Origin of the sequence: Caballeronia insecticola (genome assembly GCF_000402035.1) — a bacterium.
In the GTDB taxonomy this organism is placed as follows: Bacteria; Pseudomonadota; Gammaproteobacteria; order Burkholderiales; family Burkholderiaceae; genus Caballeronia; species Caballeronia insecticola.
The window spans coordinates 1,154,142-1,171,370 of record NC_021294.1; the positions used below are offsets into that span (position 1 = coordinate 1,154,142).

Here is a 17,229-nt window from a genome sequence, read left to right on the forward strand (position 1 = left end):
CTTGTCGGTGAGTGCGTTGCGATGTCAGTCGAATACGGTGGCGAGCGCATCCGCGATGCGCGGCAGCGGCAGAATCGACACCGCCGCATTGAGCGCGGCCGCCGCCTTCGGCATGCCGTAGACGGCGCTCGTCGCCTGGTCCTGCGCGATCGTGTGATAGCCCTTTGCGCGCATCGCCTTGAGGCCGATCGCGCCATCGCGGCCCATGCCCGTCAGCAGGACGCCGGCCGCGCGGCCCGTCCAGCGTTCGGTCACGCTCTGGAAGAACACATCGACGGAAGGCCGGTAAGGCAATTGCTCGGGATGCGCGGTATAGCCGAGGCGCGTGGCGTCGGCGAAATGCAGATGATCGTTGGTCGCGGCGAGCAGCACTTCGCCCGGCACCGGCCTGTCGCCTTCGCGCGCGACCCGCACCGGCAGCGCCGATTGCGCGTTGAGCCATTGCGCCATGCCCTCGGCGAACGCGCGGTCCACGTGCTGCACGATGACCGTGGCCGGCGCGAAGTTCTTCGGCAGCGCGCCGAGCAACGTAGCGAGCGCGGACGGTCCGCCCGCCGACGCGCCGATCGCCACGAGCCGCGCATCGCTTCTCGAGGCGCTCATGAATGGCGCGGCCACGGCGCCAGACGACGCGAGCCGCGCGCCGATCTGATCGATCTTCGCGATCAGCGCCGCCGCCCCGCGACGCGCATCGGCGCCGGCGAGTGCGGGTGTATCGACGGCATCGAGCGCGCCCGCGCCCATCGCTTCATATACGCGCCACGCGTTCGCGCCGACATCCACGGTAACGACGAGAATCGCGCACGGCGAACGCGCCATGATGGTTCGCGAAGCCTGCACGCCGTCGATGACGGGCATCACGAGATCCATCAGCACGACATCGGGCGTGCGCGCGGCGCAATAGTCGATGGCCTGCTGACCGTCGTGCGCGACCCACGCGATCTCGAAGTCGGGCCGCGCCGCGAGCGCGCGCCGCAGCGCTTCCACGGCCAGCGGGACATCGTTCACAATGCCGATCTTCATGATTTCGCCTCGCCGATGAGATCGCGCACTGCATCGAGCAGCGCCTGATCGTGGAAGCTGCCTTTGGCGAGGTAGTAGTCCGCGCCCGCATCCAGCCCGCGCTGACGGTCTTCCGCGCGATCCTTGTACGACACGATCATCACCGGCACGCGCGCCAGTTGCGCATCGCGCTTGATGAGCGTGACGAGTTCGATACCGTCGAGGCGCGGCATGTCGATATCGGTGATCACGAGATCGAAGCCCTCGCCGCGCACCGCGTTCCAGCCGTCCATGCCGTCGACCGCCACCGACACGTCGTAGCCGCGCGACGCGAGCAGCTTGCGTTCGAGTTCGCGCACCGTGAGCGAATCGTCGACGACGAGCACGCGTTTCGCGCTCGCCACGCTCGCACGCGACGTCCCCGCGCCGACCCGCCCGAGTTCGCCGCTGCCGACGAGCTTTTCGACGGAGCGCAGCCAGTCGTCGAGATCGGCGATAAGGAGCGGATCGCCGTTTTCCATCAACGCGCCCGCGGCGATGTTGCGGACCTTGCCGAGGCGTTTGTCGAGCGGCTGCACGACGAGCATGCGCTCGCCGAGAAAACGATCCACGACGATGCCGTAGCTCGCCGCGCCCTGCCCGATCACGACGACGTTGAGCGCATCACCTGCGGCTTCGAATGCGGCCGTCTGCAGAATCTGATGCGCGGTAACGAGCCCGACGCGCTTGCCGTCGAACGAAAAATGCTGCTGGCCTTCGAGCATGTCGATGGCGCTCGCGGGCAGCACCAGCGTGCGCGCGACGTGCGCGAGCGGCAGGCCGAAGGGTTCGCCCGCCACCTCGACGATCAGGCTGCGAATCACGGACAGCGTGAGCGGCAGTTGCAACGTGAAGCGCGTGCCCGCATGCGCTTCCTGCGTTGCGCGCACGCTGCCGCGCACTTGCCGCACGACGTCCTGCACCGCGTCCAGTCCGACGCCGCGGCCCGAGACATCGGTGACGGAATCGCGCATCGAGAAGCCGGGCAGGAAAAGGAATTCGAGCAGCTCGGCTTCCGTGAGACGCGCGGCCGTTTCCTCGCTCGCGAGTTGCTTGCGCACAACCGACCGACGCAGCGCATCGAGATCGACGCCCGCGCCGTCGTCGGACACGCTGATGAACAGCGAGCCCGCGCTATGACGCGCTTCGAGCGTGATCGTGCCGGTCTCCGGCTTGCCGAGCGCGCGGCGCAACGCGGGCGGCTCGATGCCGTGATCGACCGCGTTGCGCAACAGATGACCGAGCGGCGCGTCGAGCATATCGAGGATGTCGCGATCGACCTGCGTCGTCTCGCCCGCGATCACGAGGCGCACATCGCGGCCGAGTGCGCGCGCGACATCGCGGACCATGCGCGCGAAACCACCCGTGGCATCGACGAAGGGACGCATGCGGCACGCGAGCGCTTCGTCGTAGATCTGTTGCGCGAGATGAGTCGAGCGGCGATCGAAGTTTTCGAGTTCCGCGAGACGCTCGCTCAACTGACGATGCGCTTCGGCCGTGAGGCGCCGCACGTCGTCGAGCGCGGCGTGTGCGCGGGCGTCGAGCGGCGCGATGTGCGTGTCGCTCAGTGTTTCGTTGAGGCGTTCCAGAGCGCGGCTCGCGTCGTGCTGAATGCGCTTCACGCGCAGCATCGACTGCGAGAACGGCTTGAGCCAGCGCGATTCCACCAGCGATTCGCCCGAATGACTCAGCAAGCGGTCGAGCGTGTCGGCGCGCACGCGAAGCATGCGGGCGTCGCTCGTGCGTGATGGAATCGGTGCGGGTTCGGGTGCAACGTGCGCTGCGTCCTCGACGACCGGCTCGACAAGCGTAAGCTCGCGCGAAAGATCGAACGCATCGGGCGGCGCGTGTCCTCCTTCGAGACGCGCATTGAGCGCATCGACGAACGCATCCACTTCGCGTTCGAGCGAGGTTTGCGCATCGATATCGCGTGCCTCGCCAATCTGCACGATCAGATCGACGCCGCGCAGCAGCATGTCGATGTGCCCCGCATCGAGCACGACGCGCCCGTCCTGCGCCGCGACGAAGCAATCCTCCATCACATGCGCGAGCGTCACGCCAACAGGCACGCCGACCACGCGCGCGGCGCCCTTCAGGGAATGCGCGGCGCGCATGCATGCTTCGAGCGTGACGGGATCGCGCGGCGCGCGTTCGAGCGCGATGAGGCCATCGGAGAGAATCTGCGCCTGGCCGCGCGCTTCTTCCTGAAACAGTTCGAGCAGCGAAAGCCGTCCGGGATCGATGCTCGTCACGTGAGACTCCGGTTCAGGCTGTCGAGGAGACGGTCGGCGTCGAGCAGACCAACAGTCGATTGCTTGAAACCGGCAACCGCATGCGCGTGCGATGCGAGACGTTGCGCGAGCGTCGCGGGCACGGGTTCGAGTTGAGCGCGCGGGAAGCGATGCACGCCATCGACGGCATCGACGGGAAACGCGATCGGGCCTTCGTTGTCGCCATTGCCGTGATGATCGGCGTTAAGCGTGCGCTGCACGACGAGCAGCCGTCCGAGTTCGCGCGCATCGACGGCCTGATGATTCGACACCGTCTTCACGACGCCCTCGTTGCCTTCGATGCCGAAGAGCCGCGCCAGCGACGCGCATACGATCAGCCGGCCACGCACGTTCACGACGCCCAGCACAGCCCGATGACGCCGATGCGGCAGCGAATGCACCGGGCGCAGTTGCGCTACTTGCGCGCACACTGTCGTCGGCAAACCGAGCCATTCGCCGCCGATGCGAAACACGAGGCACGACAGCGTGTCGGCTTCGTCACCGCCGCGCGCCATGTCGTTCGACGCCGCGCTCGTTTGTTCGATCGACGTGCGCGCATCCACTCGGTCGAGCACGCGCGAGGCCGCCGCGTCGTGTACCGGGCAATTGCGGCAATGCACATGGCGTTCGAGCTTTGGACACGAAGCATCGCCGCGCACGCCGATGCGGTTCCAGCAATCGTCGATGTCGGTTGCGCGCGGGGCGTCGAACGTGTCGGGTGTGCGGGCGTTCATCGCGTGCTCCCGGTGACGCGCTCGGCTCGCGCGATGAGCAGGCGCGCGCCGCTTTCATCGCCGTCAAGCGTGAGCAACGCGGCCAGATGCGTAAGCGCCTCGCGATGCGCGGGATCGAGATACAACGCACGACGATAATGCCCGCGCGATTCCTGTCGGTCGCCGCGCGCATCGGCGATGATGCCGAGCAAGTAATACGCATCCGCGTTCGATGGATGTGCGCTTACATAAGCGCGCGCGGCGTGTGCGGCGGCGTCGAGCTGGCCTGCATCGGCGAGCGTGTGCGCATGCGCGAGACTGTCTGCCGGCTCGGGCTGGACGCGTTGTTGCGCAACCGGTTTCCTGACCTGCGGCGCGGGTTGAACGAGGGGCGCGCTGGCCCAAGCGGGCAATACGAAGGCACTTTTCGGCGGAGGCTTCGGAGACGTAGCGACGGGCACATTTGGCCACGCGCCGCTAAAGACATTCGCACTCGCGCGCTCGGGACGATTGAACGCGAACGCCAGCGGGATATTCGCCGAACTCATGCCTTCGCGCATCAGGAGGCCCGTTTCCGCCGGACCGACGAACAGCGTGCCGCCATCGGCCAGCAAACCGTCGAGCACGCGCAGCACCGCGCATTGCGTGTCGCGATCGAAATAGATCAGCACGTTGCGGCACAGAATGAAATCGAAGCGCTCGAACGCGTGCGTGTCGAGTTGCAGCAGATTCGCCTGCGTGAAGCGCACGCTTTGCGCGACGGCGGCGTCGAGTTGCCAGCCGCCATCGGCCGCGCGAAAGTGCCGCTCGCGAAAGTCGAGCATGCGTCCGCGAAACGCGTTGCGTCCGTAATGCGCACGGCGCGCGACGGCGAGCGCGCGTTCGCTCACGTCGATGGCGTCGATCGTAAAGCGATCCGCCGGCATGCCCGCTTCGATCAGCGCCATCGCGATCGAATACGCTTCCTCGCCCGTCGAGCACGGCGCGCTCAGCACGCGCACCGGTTTCGCGGGACGCTCGTGCAGGCGCACGCGCGCGAGCCGGGCGAGCGCCGCGAAGGCTTCGGGATCGCGAAAGAACCACGTTTCCGGCACGACGACCGCTTCGATCAGCTCCTGCATGCGCGCAGGATCCTGCATGACGGCGCGATAGTAATCGTCGAGCGTGTCGCCTTGCTCGCTGCGCCATGCGTGATAGCGCTCGTGCACGGCGCGCGACACGGAGTTGGCGCCGATCGATTCGGCATCGAGCCCGATCGTGCGATGAAGCAAGTCGATGAAGCGGCCAACGCCCGATGACGCGTCGTGGCCGCCGTCCGTGAACGGAGTCGGAAGCGCGCTCATGCGTCGGCTCCCGCGAAGAGCAGCGCCTGCACGTCATCGGGCAGAAGATGTTCGATGCGCACCCATTGCAGCAGGCCGGCATCGTCGCGCGTGAGCGGGCCGAGATAGCGCGCGTGCGGCGTATCGATGCCCGCATCGGCGAACGCGGCGGCATCGAACGTGACGGTGCGCGTCGCCTGTTCGAGCAGCAAGCCCAGTCGATGATGCGTGATCGCGCCATCGTCGCCGCGTCGCGGATAGGCGACGAGCGCGAGCCGCGTCGACAACCGTTCCCGCGACGGACGTGCAAGCGCGAGCGCGGCGATATCGATGACAGGCACGCTCGCGCCTTCGTGATCGAGCACGCCCGCGACCCACGCGGGCGCGCCGGGCAACGCCTTCAACGGCGCGAGCGGCAGCATGCGTTCGACCTGCGTGCTGTCGAGCAGATAGCGATCCGGGCCGAGCGTGAACTGGACGAAGAGCATCGCGGCGTCGTGTATTCGTATCTGTTTAAGCGGCGACCTTGAAGCGCGTCACACCCGTGCGCAAGCCGTTGGCGACGTGCGTGAGATCGTCGATCGCCTGCGTCGACTGGCGCAAGGACTCGGCCGTCTGCTGCGCGGCTTCCGACAATTGCGACAGCGCCTGCGAGATCTGGTCCGCACCGGTCGCCTGCGTCTGCATGCCTTCGTTGATCATCGAAACACGCGGCGCGAGCGTCTGCACCTGATGGATGATTTGTGAAAGCTGCCCGCCCACTTGCTGCACGTCGAGCATGCCGCGGCGCACTTCTTCGGAGAACTTGTCCATGCCCATCACGCCCGCGGCGACAGCGGATTGAATCTCCTTCACCATCTGTTCGATATCGAAGGTCGCGACAGCCGTCTGGTCCGCGAGACGGCGAATCTCGGTCGCGACGACCGCGAAGCCGCGCCCGTATTCCCCCGCTTTCTCCGCTTCGATGGCCGCGTTCAGCGACAGCAAATTAGTTTGATCTGCAACTTTCGTGATGGTCGCGACGACCTGATTGATGTTGCCCGCCTTCTCGTTCAGGATCGCGAGCTTGCCGTTCACCGAGCCGGCGGCTTCCATCACGAGACGCATGGTTTCCTCCATGCGCGTGAGGCCCGCCTGTCCCGTGCCCGCGAGCGCGGCCGACTGTTCCGCCACGCCCGATACTTCGTTCATCGTGCGCACTAGATCGCGCGCGGTCGCGAAGATTTCACGCGACGTCGCGCCGATTTCCGTCGTGGTCGCCGCAGTCTCGCTCGCGGTGGCCTGCTGCTCGCGCGCGGTCGCGGCGATCTCGGACACCGAGGTCGTCACCTGAACCGCCGACTTCTGCGCTTGACTGACGAGGCCCGTGAGTTCATCGGTCATGCGGTTGAAGCCTGCTTCGAGCGTGCCGAATTCGTCGCGGCGTGCGAGCGCGAGCCGCTGCGTGAGATCGCCGGTGCGCATCTTGTCGACGACATCGACGAGACGCAGCATCGGCACGGTCAGCGCTTTCATCAGCATGAAGCCGAGCACGGCGGCCGCCGCAATCGCCGCAAGCATGATGACGATGAGCGTCATCTCGGACTTCTGCACCGACGCGCGAATGCTTTCCACCGACTTCGCATTGAAGGTCTCGTTGTGATCGACGAGCCCGCGCGCCGCGGCCTGGCCCGCTTCCCATACGGGGGTCAGGCGCGTGTTGAACGTTGCAACGGCTGCATCTTTCGAGGTCGTCAGTTCGCGCAGCGTCTGGTCCTGGATCGGCGTATAGAGTTCGCGCTGACGCTTGAAATCGTTGAAGAGACGACGGTCTTCGTCTTCGAAGATGGTGGGCACGTAGGTGTCCATCAGCTTGTCTAGCGTGGCGCGCGTTTCGGTAAGACGTTGCGTGTCGCGGCGCGTTTGCTCCGCGTCGTTGTCGATGAAGACGAGCCGCTGCGTCAGCGTGTAGTTCTCGAACCATGCCGCGCGAAGATCGTTGGAGAGCGCGAAGCCGAGCATCGAGTCGTCTTCGAGGCTCTTTGCTTCGCGGTCGATGCCGCCGAGCAGCGTGTACGAAAGGGCCGCCATGATGAGCATCAGCGAAAGAATGATGCCGAAGCTGGCCAGGATGCGATGCCGGATGGACAGTTGCTTCACGCGTGGAGCCCTATCGGTAGGTAAGGAAGGCTGCCGCATGCGCGCGCAACCACGAGCCCGCCCCGACATCGAGGCGTCTTAATTGTAGGAGGAATTTGCGCGCGTGAAAGCCGCGCTGTTAGATCGTCGCTGTTAGATCGTGTTAACGACCGATTGTGACGGCGCTTGAGCCCGGCGTGTCGAGGCGAATCATTTCGCCGTGTTTCAGCACGGTGAAGGCGTCGGCGGGCAGTCCGGCGCGGCGCACGGCGTCGGCCAGACGACGCGGCGGCTCGTCGAGCGGTTCGTCAGTGAGTTCGAATGTGCCCCAGTGAATGCCGATCGCCTTCTTCGCGTGCACGTCCTGGAAGATGCGCACGGCTTCTTCCGGATCGACGTGCTGTGCGTGCATGAACCAGCGCGGATCGTAGGCGCCGATCGGAATCAACGCGAGATCGAAGCCGCCGAAGCGCGCGCCGATGTCGCGGAAATCCTGCGAATAGCCGGTGTCGCCCGCGAAATAGAACGAATAGGGACGCGCCGCGCCCGCAGGCGTCTTGACGACCCAGCCGCCCCACAAGGTTTCCGCGCGGTCGAACGGCGTGCGCGCGGACCAGTGCTGGCTCGGCACGAACCAGATATCGAGCCCGGCGGCGTGCGTCTCGTCGCTCCAGTCCAGCTCTTCCACGTTTGCAATGCCGACGTCGTTCATCCACTTCTTGATGCCGAGCGGCACGAGAAAGCGCGGCGGTCCGCCTGCCTGGCGGTTGAGCGCCTCGACGCTCGGCTTGTCGAGGTGATCGTAGTGACTGTGCGAAATCAGCACGATGTCGATGTGCGGCAACTCGTCCAGCGTGAGGCCGGGCGGCGTCTTGCGCTCCGGACCCGCGAACGAAAACGGCGACGCGCGTTCGGAGAACACCGGATCGGCGAGGATGTTCACGCCGTCGATCTGCACGAGCACGCTCGCATGGCCGATCCATGTGAGCGTGTCGACGCTACGGTTCGCCTTGAGCCAGGCGATGTCGGGATGCGCCATCGGAAAGCGATAGCCGTTTGCGGGCGGCTTCGGCAGACCTTGCGTGAAGCGTTCCCAGCGCCATTTCAGGAACGATTCGCGCGGCAAGTGCCCATAGTTGTTTTCGAAGCCGGACGCCGTGCGCTGCGCGTGACGCAGCGGCTGCGGTTCGGCCGTTTGCGCAGCTTCCTCGCTTCGCGCCGGCGTGCCGGACGAACAACCTGCGAGCAACGACAGTGCGCATAGCGCGGCGTGTACGCGTCGCATGGTTTTGTCGATCGAAAAGAAAGAGAGACAGCGCATGTTTTGACGATCTATATGCCGCGCAAAGCTTTAGATTGTACGGAATGCATGCTTGATCGTCTTTGCACGCTTTTTAGCCGATCATCCGATAGTGCTTCTTGCCGCGCCGTGCAAAGCTGAGCGGCCGAATTTGTACGCAATGGCAGATTTCCGGCCCGCTTCTTGCAACAGCCACCGCGGCGTCGATTTGGCGCCTTTCGAAAAACCAAGCGCGGCGCGCGTTCATTTTCGTGCGGATCTCGCATCGAAACGCGCAGCACGCCAGAGCCGGGGGCGTCATGGGCAGCAGTCAAAGAAAACACGCATTACGCACATTCAATCCGCAATTGCACACGATGCACGCGATGCTGGTCTCACGCGCCGCATCGCACGTTGCGAGCGCGCTGCGGCCCGAGGGACGCGCCGAAGCGCTCGCGGAAGGCATCGAACAGGTGATCGCCCATTGCGGGCATGCGGGCCTCGGCCTGTTTCTCGCAGCGGTCTGGCACTGGCTCGACGAACGCGATTATCACGAAGCCGCGGATACGGTGCAGCACTACATCGAAAGCGGCACGATGCCGAAGGTCAAGGCGACGCCGACCGTGGCACGCCGGCGCGACGCACGGCTTTGATACGCGCGTGCGTCACGTGACATCGAGCCTTAGCGTGTCGTAACGACGCCGTAACGCGTTATGCGCCGAACCAGCCTGCGTCGACGTAGAAATCGCGCGCGGTGCACCGCGCGGCGTCGTCGGAGGCGAGGAACAGCACCATGCGGGCGACGTGCTCCGGTTCGATCCGCTCGTGCAAACATTGCTGCGCGATGAGCTTCGCCTCGCTGTCCGGCGACTGCCACATCTTCATCTGACGCGGCGTGCGCACCGCGCCCGGAATCAGCGTGTTCACGCGAATGCCGTGCTCGCCGAGTTCGCGCGCCAGGCCGCGCGTGAGGCCTTCGATCGCCGCTTTCGCCGTCATGTAGAGCGTGAGATCGGGCAGCGCGAGATGCCACGAGATCGAACCCATGTTGACGATCGCACCGCGACGCTGCGTGCGCATGCGCTTCGCGGCCGCCTGCGCGCAGAAGAACTGATGCCGCAGATTTACGGCCATGCGTTCGTCCCAATAGGCGGCGCTGACCGCGTCCCACTGATGCCGATCGTCGTTCGCGGCGTTGTTCACGAGTACGTCGATGGAACCGGCTTCGTTCGCGATCGCATCGAAGACGTGTTCGATGGCATCCGCATCGCGCAGATCGCAACGCAGAAACTTCGGCGCGTGCTTCTCGCTCGACAACGCCTGTTCGAGCTTGAGCGAATCGGCTTCGGCGACATCGATGAAAAACACGCGCGCGCCCTGTTTCGCGAAGGCCTCGACGATCGCCGCGCCGATGCCGCTGCCGCCGCCCGTAACGACGACACGTTGGTCCGCGAGGCTCGGATAGATGGCGTAGGACATGGCGGCTCGCTCAGTGGGAATGACGCGGATTGCCGCGCTTTTCGATCACCTTCAGATACAGCGTGGCGGGTTCGAGGCATCCGCCCGTCGACAACTGCCCCACCGTCTGCCGATACAACTCTTGCCACGGCGTCTGTGCGACCGGCGCGGCGAATGCGGACTGCGAGCGGCGGCTTTCGAGTTCGGCTTCATCGAGCAGCACGTTGACGGCGCGCGCGTTCAGATCGACGCGAATCCTGTCATTGGTGCGCAGCAGCGCGAGACCGCCGCCGACCGCCGCTTCCGGCGACATGTTGAGAATCGACGGACTCGCGGACGTGCCGCTCTGCCTGCCATCGCCCATGCAGGGCAGCGAATCGATGCCGCGCTTGATCAGCTCGGCGGGCGGCGCCATGTTCACGACTTCCGCGCTGCCCGGATAACCGACCGTACCGCAACCGCGAATCACGAGGATGCAGCGCTCGTCGATTTCGAGCTCGGGATCGTTGATGCGTGCGTGATAGTCCTCGGGACCATCGAATACGATAGCGCGTGCTTCGAACGTATTCTCCGCGCCGGGTTCGCTCAAATACGTCTTCGTGAACGCGTCGCCTACGACCGACATCTTCATGATCGCGCTATCGAAGAAATTGCCCGACAGGACCATGAAGCCCGCGCCGTGCTTCAACGGATCGTCGGCCGTGCGGATGACTTCGTTGTCGGCGGCGGGCGCTTCGCTTGCGATCTCGCCGATCTTGCGGCCCGACACCGTCAGGCAATCGCGCCGCAGGAGACCGGCCGCATCGAGTTGTCGCAGCACGGCAGGCACCCCGCCCGAGCGATGAAAGCTTTCGCCGAGATACTCACCCGCGGGCATGCAGTTCACGATGAGCGGCACTTGCTCGCCATAACGCTGCCAGTCTTCGAGACTCAGCTCGATGCCCATATGCCGCGCAATCGCGATCAAATGCGGCGGGCAGTTGGTCGATGCGCCGAGCGCCGACGCAACCACGATTGCGTTGATGAACGCGTCGCGCGTCATGATCTTCGACGGCTTCATATCCTCGCGCACCATATCGACGATGCGCTTGCCCGTCGCATAGGCCATCTGTCCGCGCTCGCGATACGCGGCGGGAATGCTGGCGCACGTCGGCAACGACATGCCGAGTGCTTCGGCGAGGCTGTTCATCGAGAGCGCGGTGCCCATCGTGTTGCAATGGCCGATCGATGGCGACGATGCGGTCGTGAGGCGCATGAAGCCTTCGTAATCGATCTCGCCGGCCGCAAGCAGATTGCGCGCATGCCAGATGACCGTGCCCGAGCCGACGCGCTTGCCTTCGTGCCAGCCGTCGAGCATCGGGCCGCCCGACAGCACGATCGCGGGCATGTCGACGGTCGCCGCCGCCATCAGGCAGGCGGGCGTGGTTTTGTCGCAGCCGGTCGTCAGCACGACGCCGTCGAGCGGAAAGCCGTGCAGGATTTCGACAAGCCCGAGATAAGCGAGATTGCGATCGAGCGCGGCGGTCGGGCGGCGGCTCTGCTCCGCAAGCGGATGCACGGGGAACTCCATCGGTATGCCGCCGGCATCGCGAATGCCTGCCTTCGTGCGCGCGGCAAGCTCGATGTGATGACGATTGCATGGCGCAAGATCGCTGCCTGTCTGCGCGATGCCGATGATCGGCCGGCCCGACTGCAACTCCTCGCGCGTCAGGCCGTAATTCATGAAACGCTCGACGTAGAGCGCCGTCATGTCGGCGTGCGAGGGATCGTCGAACCATTCCTGACTGCGCAGGCGCTTGGGATTCTGTTGGGGCATGGCGTGTATCTCCGTTGATGCGCAGTCGCTCGGCATGAGCGCCGATGCTGTCCGTCTTATGTTTAAGCCGTTACGTTACCGGTAACATTCAGGGCAATCTTAGCACGCTGTGTCGATTTGCTTCGCCTCAGGCACTCTCGCGCGGCAGCACCGAATACGTCACGCGAACACGTTTGCCCGTATGCCCGACGATGCCCTTTTCACGCTCCTCGAGCGCCGCGAGCAAGATCTCGCCCGTGCGCAAGCCGATGCCGTATGCATCGACGGAAACCGTGGTGATCGACGGCGTGCAACACGCCGCGACCTCGAAGTTGCCGAAGCCCGCAATGGCGATATCATCCGGCACCGAGAGGCCGCGCCGGTGACATTCCATTATCGCGCCGAATGCGGACATGTCGCTCACGCACATCACGGCCTGCGTGTCGGGCCACTGTTCCAGTAGCGCCGACATCGCCGGCGCGCCGTGACTCATCGTGATCGGCGAATCGCCCAGGCGGATGACGCGGTCGTCGTCGAATCCCAGCGCCTTCATCTGCGCGCGGAATCCTTTCAGACGATCGAGCCCGCGGCGGTCCAGTTCGCTCGCCCCGCCCAGAAACCCGATACGCTCGAAGCCTTTGTCCGCCAGATAGCGCACCATCGCGCGCGCGGCGCTGACGTTGGAAAAGCCGACGGCGGCATCGATCGGATCGGACGGCGCGTCCCACATCTCGACCACCGGCACGCCCGAGCGGCGCAAGAGCGTGCGCGTCGCGTCCGTGTGACGCGATCCCGTCAGCGCGATGCAGCGCGGCTGATGACGCAGCATCGAGCGCACGAGTCGTTCCTCGCGATCGAGGTGATAGTCGGTATCGCCGATCAGTAATTGCAGGCCGTGCGGTTCGAGCGACGCGGAAAGTCCGCGCACGGTGTCGGAGAAGTTCGAACTGGCAAGCGACGGAACGAGCACTGCCACGAATTCCGAGCGCCCGGACGATAATGCGCCGGCGGCCGCATCGGCGACATAACCGAGTTCGTCGATCGCCTTCTGTACGCGTTCGCGCGTCGCCAGCGCGACACTGTGGCCGGCGAGCACGCGCGATACGGTCATCTTCGAAACACCCGCGAGCCGGGCGACGTCGGACATGCGGGGCGGACCGCCGGTTGGATCGAAGGTGGATGCGGCCATGCGTCGCTTGTCTAGGGGGAATCGGCGGCGGGTCAGTCCACCCGCACCCAGCCGTCCTCGCGCTGCTCCAGCGTCATGTGGAGCTTCGTCTCGCCCGCCTCGCGGTCGGAAGCGGTCACTTCCGAAAAGGCGCGCTTGATGTCGCGGTCATCGGCCCACGGCGCCACGTTTTCGAGCTTGTACGTATACGTGACGTCGGAACGGTGCGCGGTCGGATCGGGCTCCGTCCAACCGGCGACCTTGTCCAGCTTGACGTGCGCGTAGCAGATCATCCAGACCCGCGGGTCGCTCGTGGCGTTCGGGTCGCCCGCGGCACGCGACGTCTCGACGGCGTATTTCTGTCCTTCGCCTGTCAGGCTATATGCAATGCCATTCTGCTTGGCGTTCGCGTTGGCGGGCGTGGTCGCCGCCCGCGCGATGAGCCCGGCCTTTTCCAGCGCAGCCAGTTGTTCGCGCAAGGCGGCGGCGGAATACTCGTTGAGATCCCGGTTGCTATACGCCGATGGGAACGCGTACGGCCCGCGCCCGCTGCGATTCAGGCACAGCAGGCCACGGTTCGTTTTCATGTCGGCGGAAATTGCGTTGCCCAGGCTGGACTCGCTTGCATCGTTCTTCTTTCCGCACGCGGCGACAAGCAGCGCGACGCTGACAGCGGCAATTAAGAGGCTCGTTCTCATATGCGCTCCGGGAAGGGCCGGCATGATGGGTACAACCTTTCGTTGCCATTCTACCGACAGAAAGGGCGCATTCGGAAAACGATAGTGTCGGAGCGAACGCTTTCAGGAAAAGCGATGGCCCGAAACGCAAAAACCCCACCTTATGGGGTGGGGTTTTTGAGTTGAGGCATGAGGAGCCTGACGATTACCTACTTTCACACGGGAGATCCGCACTATCATCGGCGTGGAGTCGTTTCACGGTCCTGTTCGGGATGGGAAGGGGTGGTACCAACTCGCTGTGGTCATCAGGCATGACTTGTTGTTGTGTCGCCGCATGGGCGCTACAACCAATCTGGGAAGAAGCAGTAAGGATGTGGGTGGCGATTGTCGCACACGCGTTACTCGCCAGTGGAGGCAAACACACTGGTTATAGGATCAAGCCTTACGGGCAATTAGTATCAGTTAGCTCAATGCATTACTGCACTTACACACCTGACCTATCAACGTCCTGGTCTAGAACGACCCTTCAAGGGGCTCGAAGCCCCGGGGATATCTCATCTTAAGGCGAGTTTCCCGCTTAGATGCTTTCAGCGGTTATCTCTTCCGAACATAGCTACCCGGCGATGCCACTGGCGTGACAACCGGTACACCAGAGGTTCGTCCACTCCGGTCCTCTCGTACTAGGAGCAGCCCCCTTCAAATATCCAACGCCCACGGCAGATAGGGACCAAACTGTCTCACGACGTTTTAAACCCAGCTCACGTACCTCTTTAAATGGCGAACAGCCATACCCTTGGGACCGGCTACAGCCCCAGGATGAGATGAGCCGACATCGAGGTGCCAAACACCGCCGTCGATATGAACTCTTGGGCGGTATCAGCCTGTTATCCCCAGAGTACCTTTTATCCGTTGAGCGATGGCCCTTCCATACAGAACCACCGGATCACTATGACCTGCTTTCGCACCTGCTCGACTTGTCGGTCTCGCAGTTAAGCACGCTTATGCCATTGCACTATCAGCACGATTTCCGACCGTACCTAGCGTACCTTCGTACTCCTCCGTTACACTTTGGGAGGAGACCGCCCCAGTCAAACTGCCTACCATGCACTGTCCCCGACCCGGATCACGGGCCAAGGTTAGAACCTCAAACAAACCAGGGTGGTATTTCAAGGACGGCTCCACCGAAACTAGCGTTCCGGTTTCATAGCCTCCCACCTATCCTACACAGATCGGTTCAAAGTCCAATGCAAAGCTACAGTAAAGGTTCATGGGGTCTTTCCGTCTAGCCGCGGGGAGATTGCATCATCACAAACACTTCAACTTCGCTGAGTCTCGGGAGGAGACAGTGTGGCCATCGTTACGCCATTCGTGCAGGTCGGAACTTACCCGACAAGGAATTTCGCTACCTTAGGACCGTTATAGTTACGGCCGCCGTTTACCGGGACTTCAATCAAGAGCTTGCACCCCATCATTTAATCTTCCGGCACCGGGCAGGCGTCACACCCTATACGTCCACTTTCGTGTTTGCAGAGTGCTGTGTTTTTATTAAACAGTCGCAGCCACCAGTTTATTGCAACCCTTTCACCCTCCTGGCGCAGGCCAGTCAAGCTACAAGGGCGTACCTTATCCCGAAGTTACGGTACCAATTTGCCGAGTTCCTTCTCCCGAGTTCTCTCAAGCGCCTTAGAATACTCATCTCGCCCACCTGTGTCGGTTTGCGGTACGGTCATTATTAGACTGAAGCTTAGAGGCTTTTCTTGGAACCACTTCCAATTGCTTCGCTTCCGAAGAAGCTCGCGCCACACCCTTGAATCCTGTGCCCGGATTTGCCTGAGCACCTTCTCCAATGCAGCGACCGGGACTTCCAACACCCGGACAACCTTCCGCGATCCGTCCCCCCATCGCATCTAACAATGGTGCAGGAATATTGACCTGCTTCCCATCAGCTACGCATTTCTGCCTCGCCTTAGGGGCCGACTCACCCTACGCCGATGAACGTTGCGTAGGAAACCTTGGGCTTACGGCGAGGGGGCTTTTCACCCCCTTTATCGCTACTCATGTCAGCATTCGCACTTCCGATACCTCCAGCATGCCTTTCGACACACCTTCGCAGGCTTACGGAACGCTCTCCTACCATGCATATAAATATGCATCCGCAGCTTCGGTGACTGGCTTGAGCCCCGTTACATCTTCCGCGCAGGACGACTCGATCAGTGAGCTATTACGCTTTCTTTAAAGGGTGGCTGCTTCTAAGCCAACCTCCTGACTGTTTTAGCCTTCCCACTTCGTTTCCCACTTAGCCAATCTTTGGGACCTTAGCTGGCGGTCTGGGTTGTTTCCCTCTTGACACCGGACGTTAGCACCCGATGTCTGTCTCCCGTGATTGCACTCTTCGGTATTCGGAGTTTGCTATGGCGTAGTAATCCGCAATGGACCCCACAACCATGACAGTGCTCTACCCCCGAAGGTGATACACGAGGCACTACCTAAATAGTTTTCGGAGAGAACCAGCTATTTCCAAGTTTGTTTAGCCTTTCACCCCTATCCACAGCTCATCCCCTAACTTTTCAACGTTAGTGGGTTCGGTCCTCCAGTACGTGTTACCGCACCTTCAACCTGGCCATGGATAGATCACTTGGTTTCGGGTCTACGCCCAGCAACTGATCGCCCTATTCGGACTCGCTTTCGCTACGCCTGCCTTAATCAGTTAAGCTCGCTACTGAACGTAAGTCGCTGACCCATTATACAAAAGGTACGCCGTCACCCGTTTCCAGGCTCCGACTGTTTGTATGCATGCGGTTTCAGGATCTATTTCACTCCCCTCCCGGGGTTCTTTTCGCCTTTCCCTCACGGTACTGGTTCACTATCGGTCGATCACGAGTATTTAGCCTTGGAGGATGGTCCCCCCATCTTCAGACAGGATTTCACGTGTCCCGCCCTACTTGTCGTACACCTAGTTCTTCCAAACTGTTTTCGTCTACAGGGCTATCACCTGCTATGGCCGCACTTTCCAGAGCGTTCGACTAACAATTCAGATAAAGAGTACAGGCTGATCCCATTTCGCTCGCCACTACTTTGGGAATCTCGGTTGATTTCTGTTCCTGCGGTTACTTAGATGTTTCAGTTCACCGCGTTCGCTTCGCTAGACCTATGTATTCAGTCTAGGATGACCCATGCGGGCCGGGTTTCCCCATTCGGACATCTACGGATCAAAGCTCGTTTGCCAGCTCCCCGTAGCTTTTCGCAGGCTACCGCGTCCTTCATCGCCTGTGATCGCCAAGGCATCCACCACATGCACTTGTTCGCTTGACCCTATAACGAGTGTGTCTGCTTGAGCGTTGCCGCTTGCGGCCGACTTCTCGTCATAGGCTGAGTATTCGCGTTGTGC

Annotated in this window: 12 protein-coding genes and 2 rRNA genes; 1 reads left to right on the forward strand and 13 read right to left on the reverse strand. The window is 62.9% G+C overall.

From position 1 onward, the window contains the following. Positions 1-24: 24 nt before the first annotated feature. From cheB to BRPE64_RS19460, 7 genes are all read right to left on the reverse strand, one after another. On the reverse strand, positions 25-1,023 hold the full coding sequence (gene cheB / locus BRPE64_RS19430; protein WP_016355238.1) for a chemotaxis response regulator protein-glutamate methylesterase: 999 nt from the start codon (positions 1,021-1,023) through the stop codon (positions 25-27). Further along, on the reverse strand, positions 1,020-3,293 hold the full coding sequence (locus tag BRPE64_RS19435; RefSeq protein WP_016355239.1) for a hybrid sensor histidine kinase/response regulator: 2,274 nt from the start codon (positions 3,291-3,293) through the stop codon (positions 1,020-1,022). The genes cheB and BRPE64_RS19435 overlap by 4 nt, the downstream gene beginning before the upstream one ends. Then, positions 3,290-4,045, reverse strand: coding sequence for a chemotaxis protein CheW (locus BRPE64_RS19440; RefSeq protein WP_016355240.1), 756 nt, complete (start codon positions 4,043-4,045; stop codon positions 3,290-3,292). Before BRPE64_RS19440 ends, BRPE64_RS19435 begins: the two co-directional genes overlap by 4 nt. After that, positions 4,042-5,367: a CheR family methyltransferase gene (locus BRPE64_RS19445; protein ID WP_016355241.1), complete on the reverse strand. Its 1,326-nt coding sequence runs from the start codon at positions 5,365-5,367 to the stop codon at positions 4,042-4,044. Before BRPE64_RS19445 ends, BRPE64_RS19440 begins: the two co-directional genes overlap by 4 nt. After that, entirely contained in the window at positions 5,364-5,834 is a 471-nt protein-coding gene (locus BRPE64_RS19450; RefSeq protein ID WP_016355242.1) for a chemotaxis protein CheW, read from the reverse strand. Before BRPE64_RS19450 ends, BRPE64_RS19445 begins: the two co-directional genes overlap by 4 nt. Before the next feature lie 25 nt (positions 5,835-5,859). Beyond that, entirely contained in the window at positions 5,860-7,425 is a 1,566-nt protein-coding gene (locus BRPE64_RS19455; RefSeq protein WP_269765229.1) for a methyl-accepting chemotaxis protein, read from the reverse strand. Positions 7,426-7,627: 202 nt separating this feature from the next. Next, positions 7,628-8,749: an MBL fold metallo-hydrolase gene (locus BRPE64_RS19460; RefSeq protein WP_051180504.1), complete on the reverse strand. Its 1,122-nt coding sequence runs from the start codon at positions 8,747-8,749 to the stop codon at positions 7,628-7,630. A gap of 380 nt (positions 8,750-9,129) precedes the next feature. Between BRPE64_RS19460 and BRPE64_RS19465 the strand changes: the two genes are divergently transcribed. After that, positions 9,130-9,396 carry a hypothetical protein gene (locus tag BRPE64_RS19465; protein ID WP_144063450.1) on the forward strand — a complete coding sequence of 89 codons (267 nt, stop codon included), beginning with the start codon at positions 9,130-9,132 and terminating at the stop codon, positions 9,394-9,396. Positions 9,397-9,454: 58 nt separating this feature from the next. Here the strand turns inward: BRPE64_RS19465 and BRPE64_RS19470 are convergent, their stop codons facing one another. The 6 genes from BRPE64_RS19470 to BRPE64_RS19495 all read right to left on the reverse strand — a co-directional run bounded on the left by BRPE64_RS19470 (position 9,455) and on the right by BRPE64_RS19495 (position 17,153). After that, entirely contained in the window at positions 9,455-10,222 is a 768-nt protein-coding gene (locus BRPE64_RS19470; RefSeq protein ID WP_016355247.1) for an SDR family NAD(P)-dependent oxidoreductase, read from the reverse strand. Positions 10,223-10,232: 10 nt separating this feature from the next. Next, positions 10,233-12,017 (reverse strand): IlvD/Edd family dehydratase, encoded by a 1,785-nt coding sequence (locus BRPE64_RS19475; RefSeq protein ID WP_044042522.1) that lies wholly within the window; start codon positions 12,015-12,017, stop codon positions 10,233-10,235. Between the two features lie 127 nt (positions 12,018-12,144). Further along, positions 12,145-13,185, reverse strand: coding sequence for a LacI family DNA-binding transcriptional regulator (locus BRPE64_RS19480; protein ID WP_016355249.1), 1,041 nt, complete (start codon positions 13,183-13,185; stop codon positions 12,145-12,147). Positions 13,186-13,217: 32 nt separating this feature from the next. Beyond that, the gene (locus BRPE64_RS19485) at positions 13,218-13,886 is read right to left on the reverse strand and encodes a hypothetical protein (protein ID WP_232519243.1); all 669 of its coding nucleotides are present in this window, start codon (positions 13,884-13,886) and stop codon (positions 13,218-13,220) included. 151 nt (positions 13,887-14,037) lie between these two features. Next, positions 14,038-14,151 (reverse strand): 5S ribosomal RNA (gene rrf / locus BRPE64_RS19490). 121 nt (positions 14,152-14,272) lie between these two features. Beyond that, positions 14,273-17,153 (reverse strand): 23S ribosomal RNA (locus BRPE64_RS19495). Positions 17,154-17,229 lie beyond the last annotated feature (76 nt).

What these genes read in the sequence shown, in the direction of transcription:
- cheB (WP_016355238.1), bottom strand. Translation starts at nt 1,023, where the DNA reads ATGAAGATCGGCATTGTGAACGATGTCCCGCTGGCCGTGGAAGCGCTG.
- BRPE64_RS19440 (WP_016355240.1), bottom strand. Translation starts at nt 4,045, where the DNA reads ATGAACGCCCGCACACCCGACACGTTCGACGCCCCGCGCGCAACCGAC.
- BRPE64_RS19445 (WP_016355241.1), bottom strand. Translation starts at nt 5,367, where the DNA reads ATGAGCGCGCTTCCGACTCCGTTCACGGACGGCGGCCACGACGCGTCA.
- BRPE64_RS19450 (WP_016355242.1), bottom strand. Translation starts at nt 5,834, where the DNA reads ATGCTCTTCGTCCAGTTCACGCTCGGCCCGGATCGCTATCTGCTCGAC.
- BRPE64_RS19455 (WP_269765229.1), bottom strand. Translation starts at nt 7,425, where the DNA reads ATGCTCATCATGGCGGCCCTTTCGTACACGCTGCTCGGCGGCATCGAC.
- BRPE64_RS19460 (WP_051180504.1), bottom strand. Translation starts at nt 8,749, where the DNA reads ATGCGACGCGTACACGCCGCGCTATGCGCACTGTCGTTGCTCGCAGGT.
- BRPE64_RS19465 (WP_144063450.1), top strand. Translation starts at nt 9,130, where the DNA reads ATGCTGGTCTCACGCGCCGCATCGCACGTTGCGAGCGCGCTGCGGCCC.
- BRPE64_RS19470 (WP_016355247.1), bottom strand. Translation starts at nt 10,222, where the DNA reads ATGTCCTACGCCATCTATCCGAGCCTCGCGGACCAACGTGTCGTCGTT.
- BRPE64_RS19475 (WP_044042522.1), bottom strand. Translation starts at nt 12,017, where the DNA reads ATGCCCCAACAGAATCCCAAGCGCCTGCGCAGTCAGGAATGGTTCGAC.
- BRPE64_RS19480 (WP_016355249.1), bottom strand. Translation starts at nt 13,185, where the DNA reads ATGGCCGCATCCACCTTCGATCCAACCGGCGGTCCGCCCCGCATGTCC.
- BRPE64_RS19485 (WP_232519243.1), bottom strand. Translation starts at nt 13,886, where the DNA reads ATGCCGGCCCTTCCCGGAGCGCATATGAGAACGAGCCTCTTAATTGCC.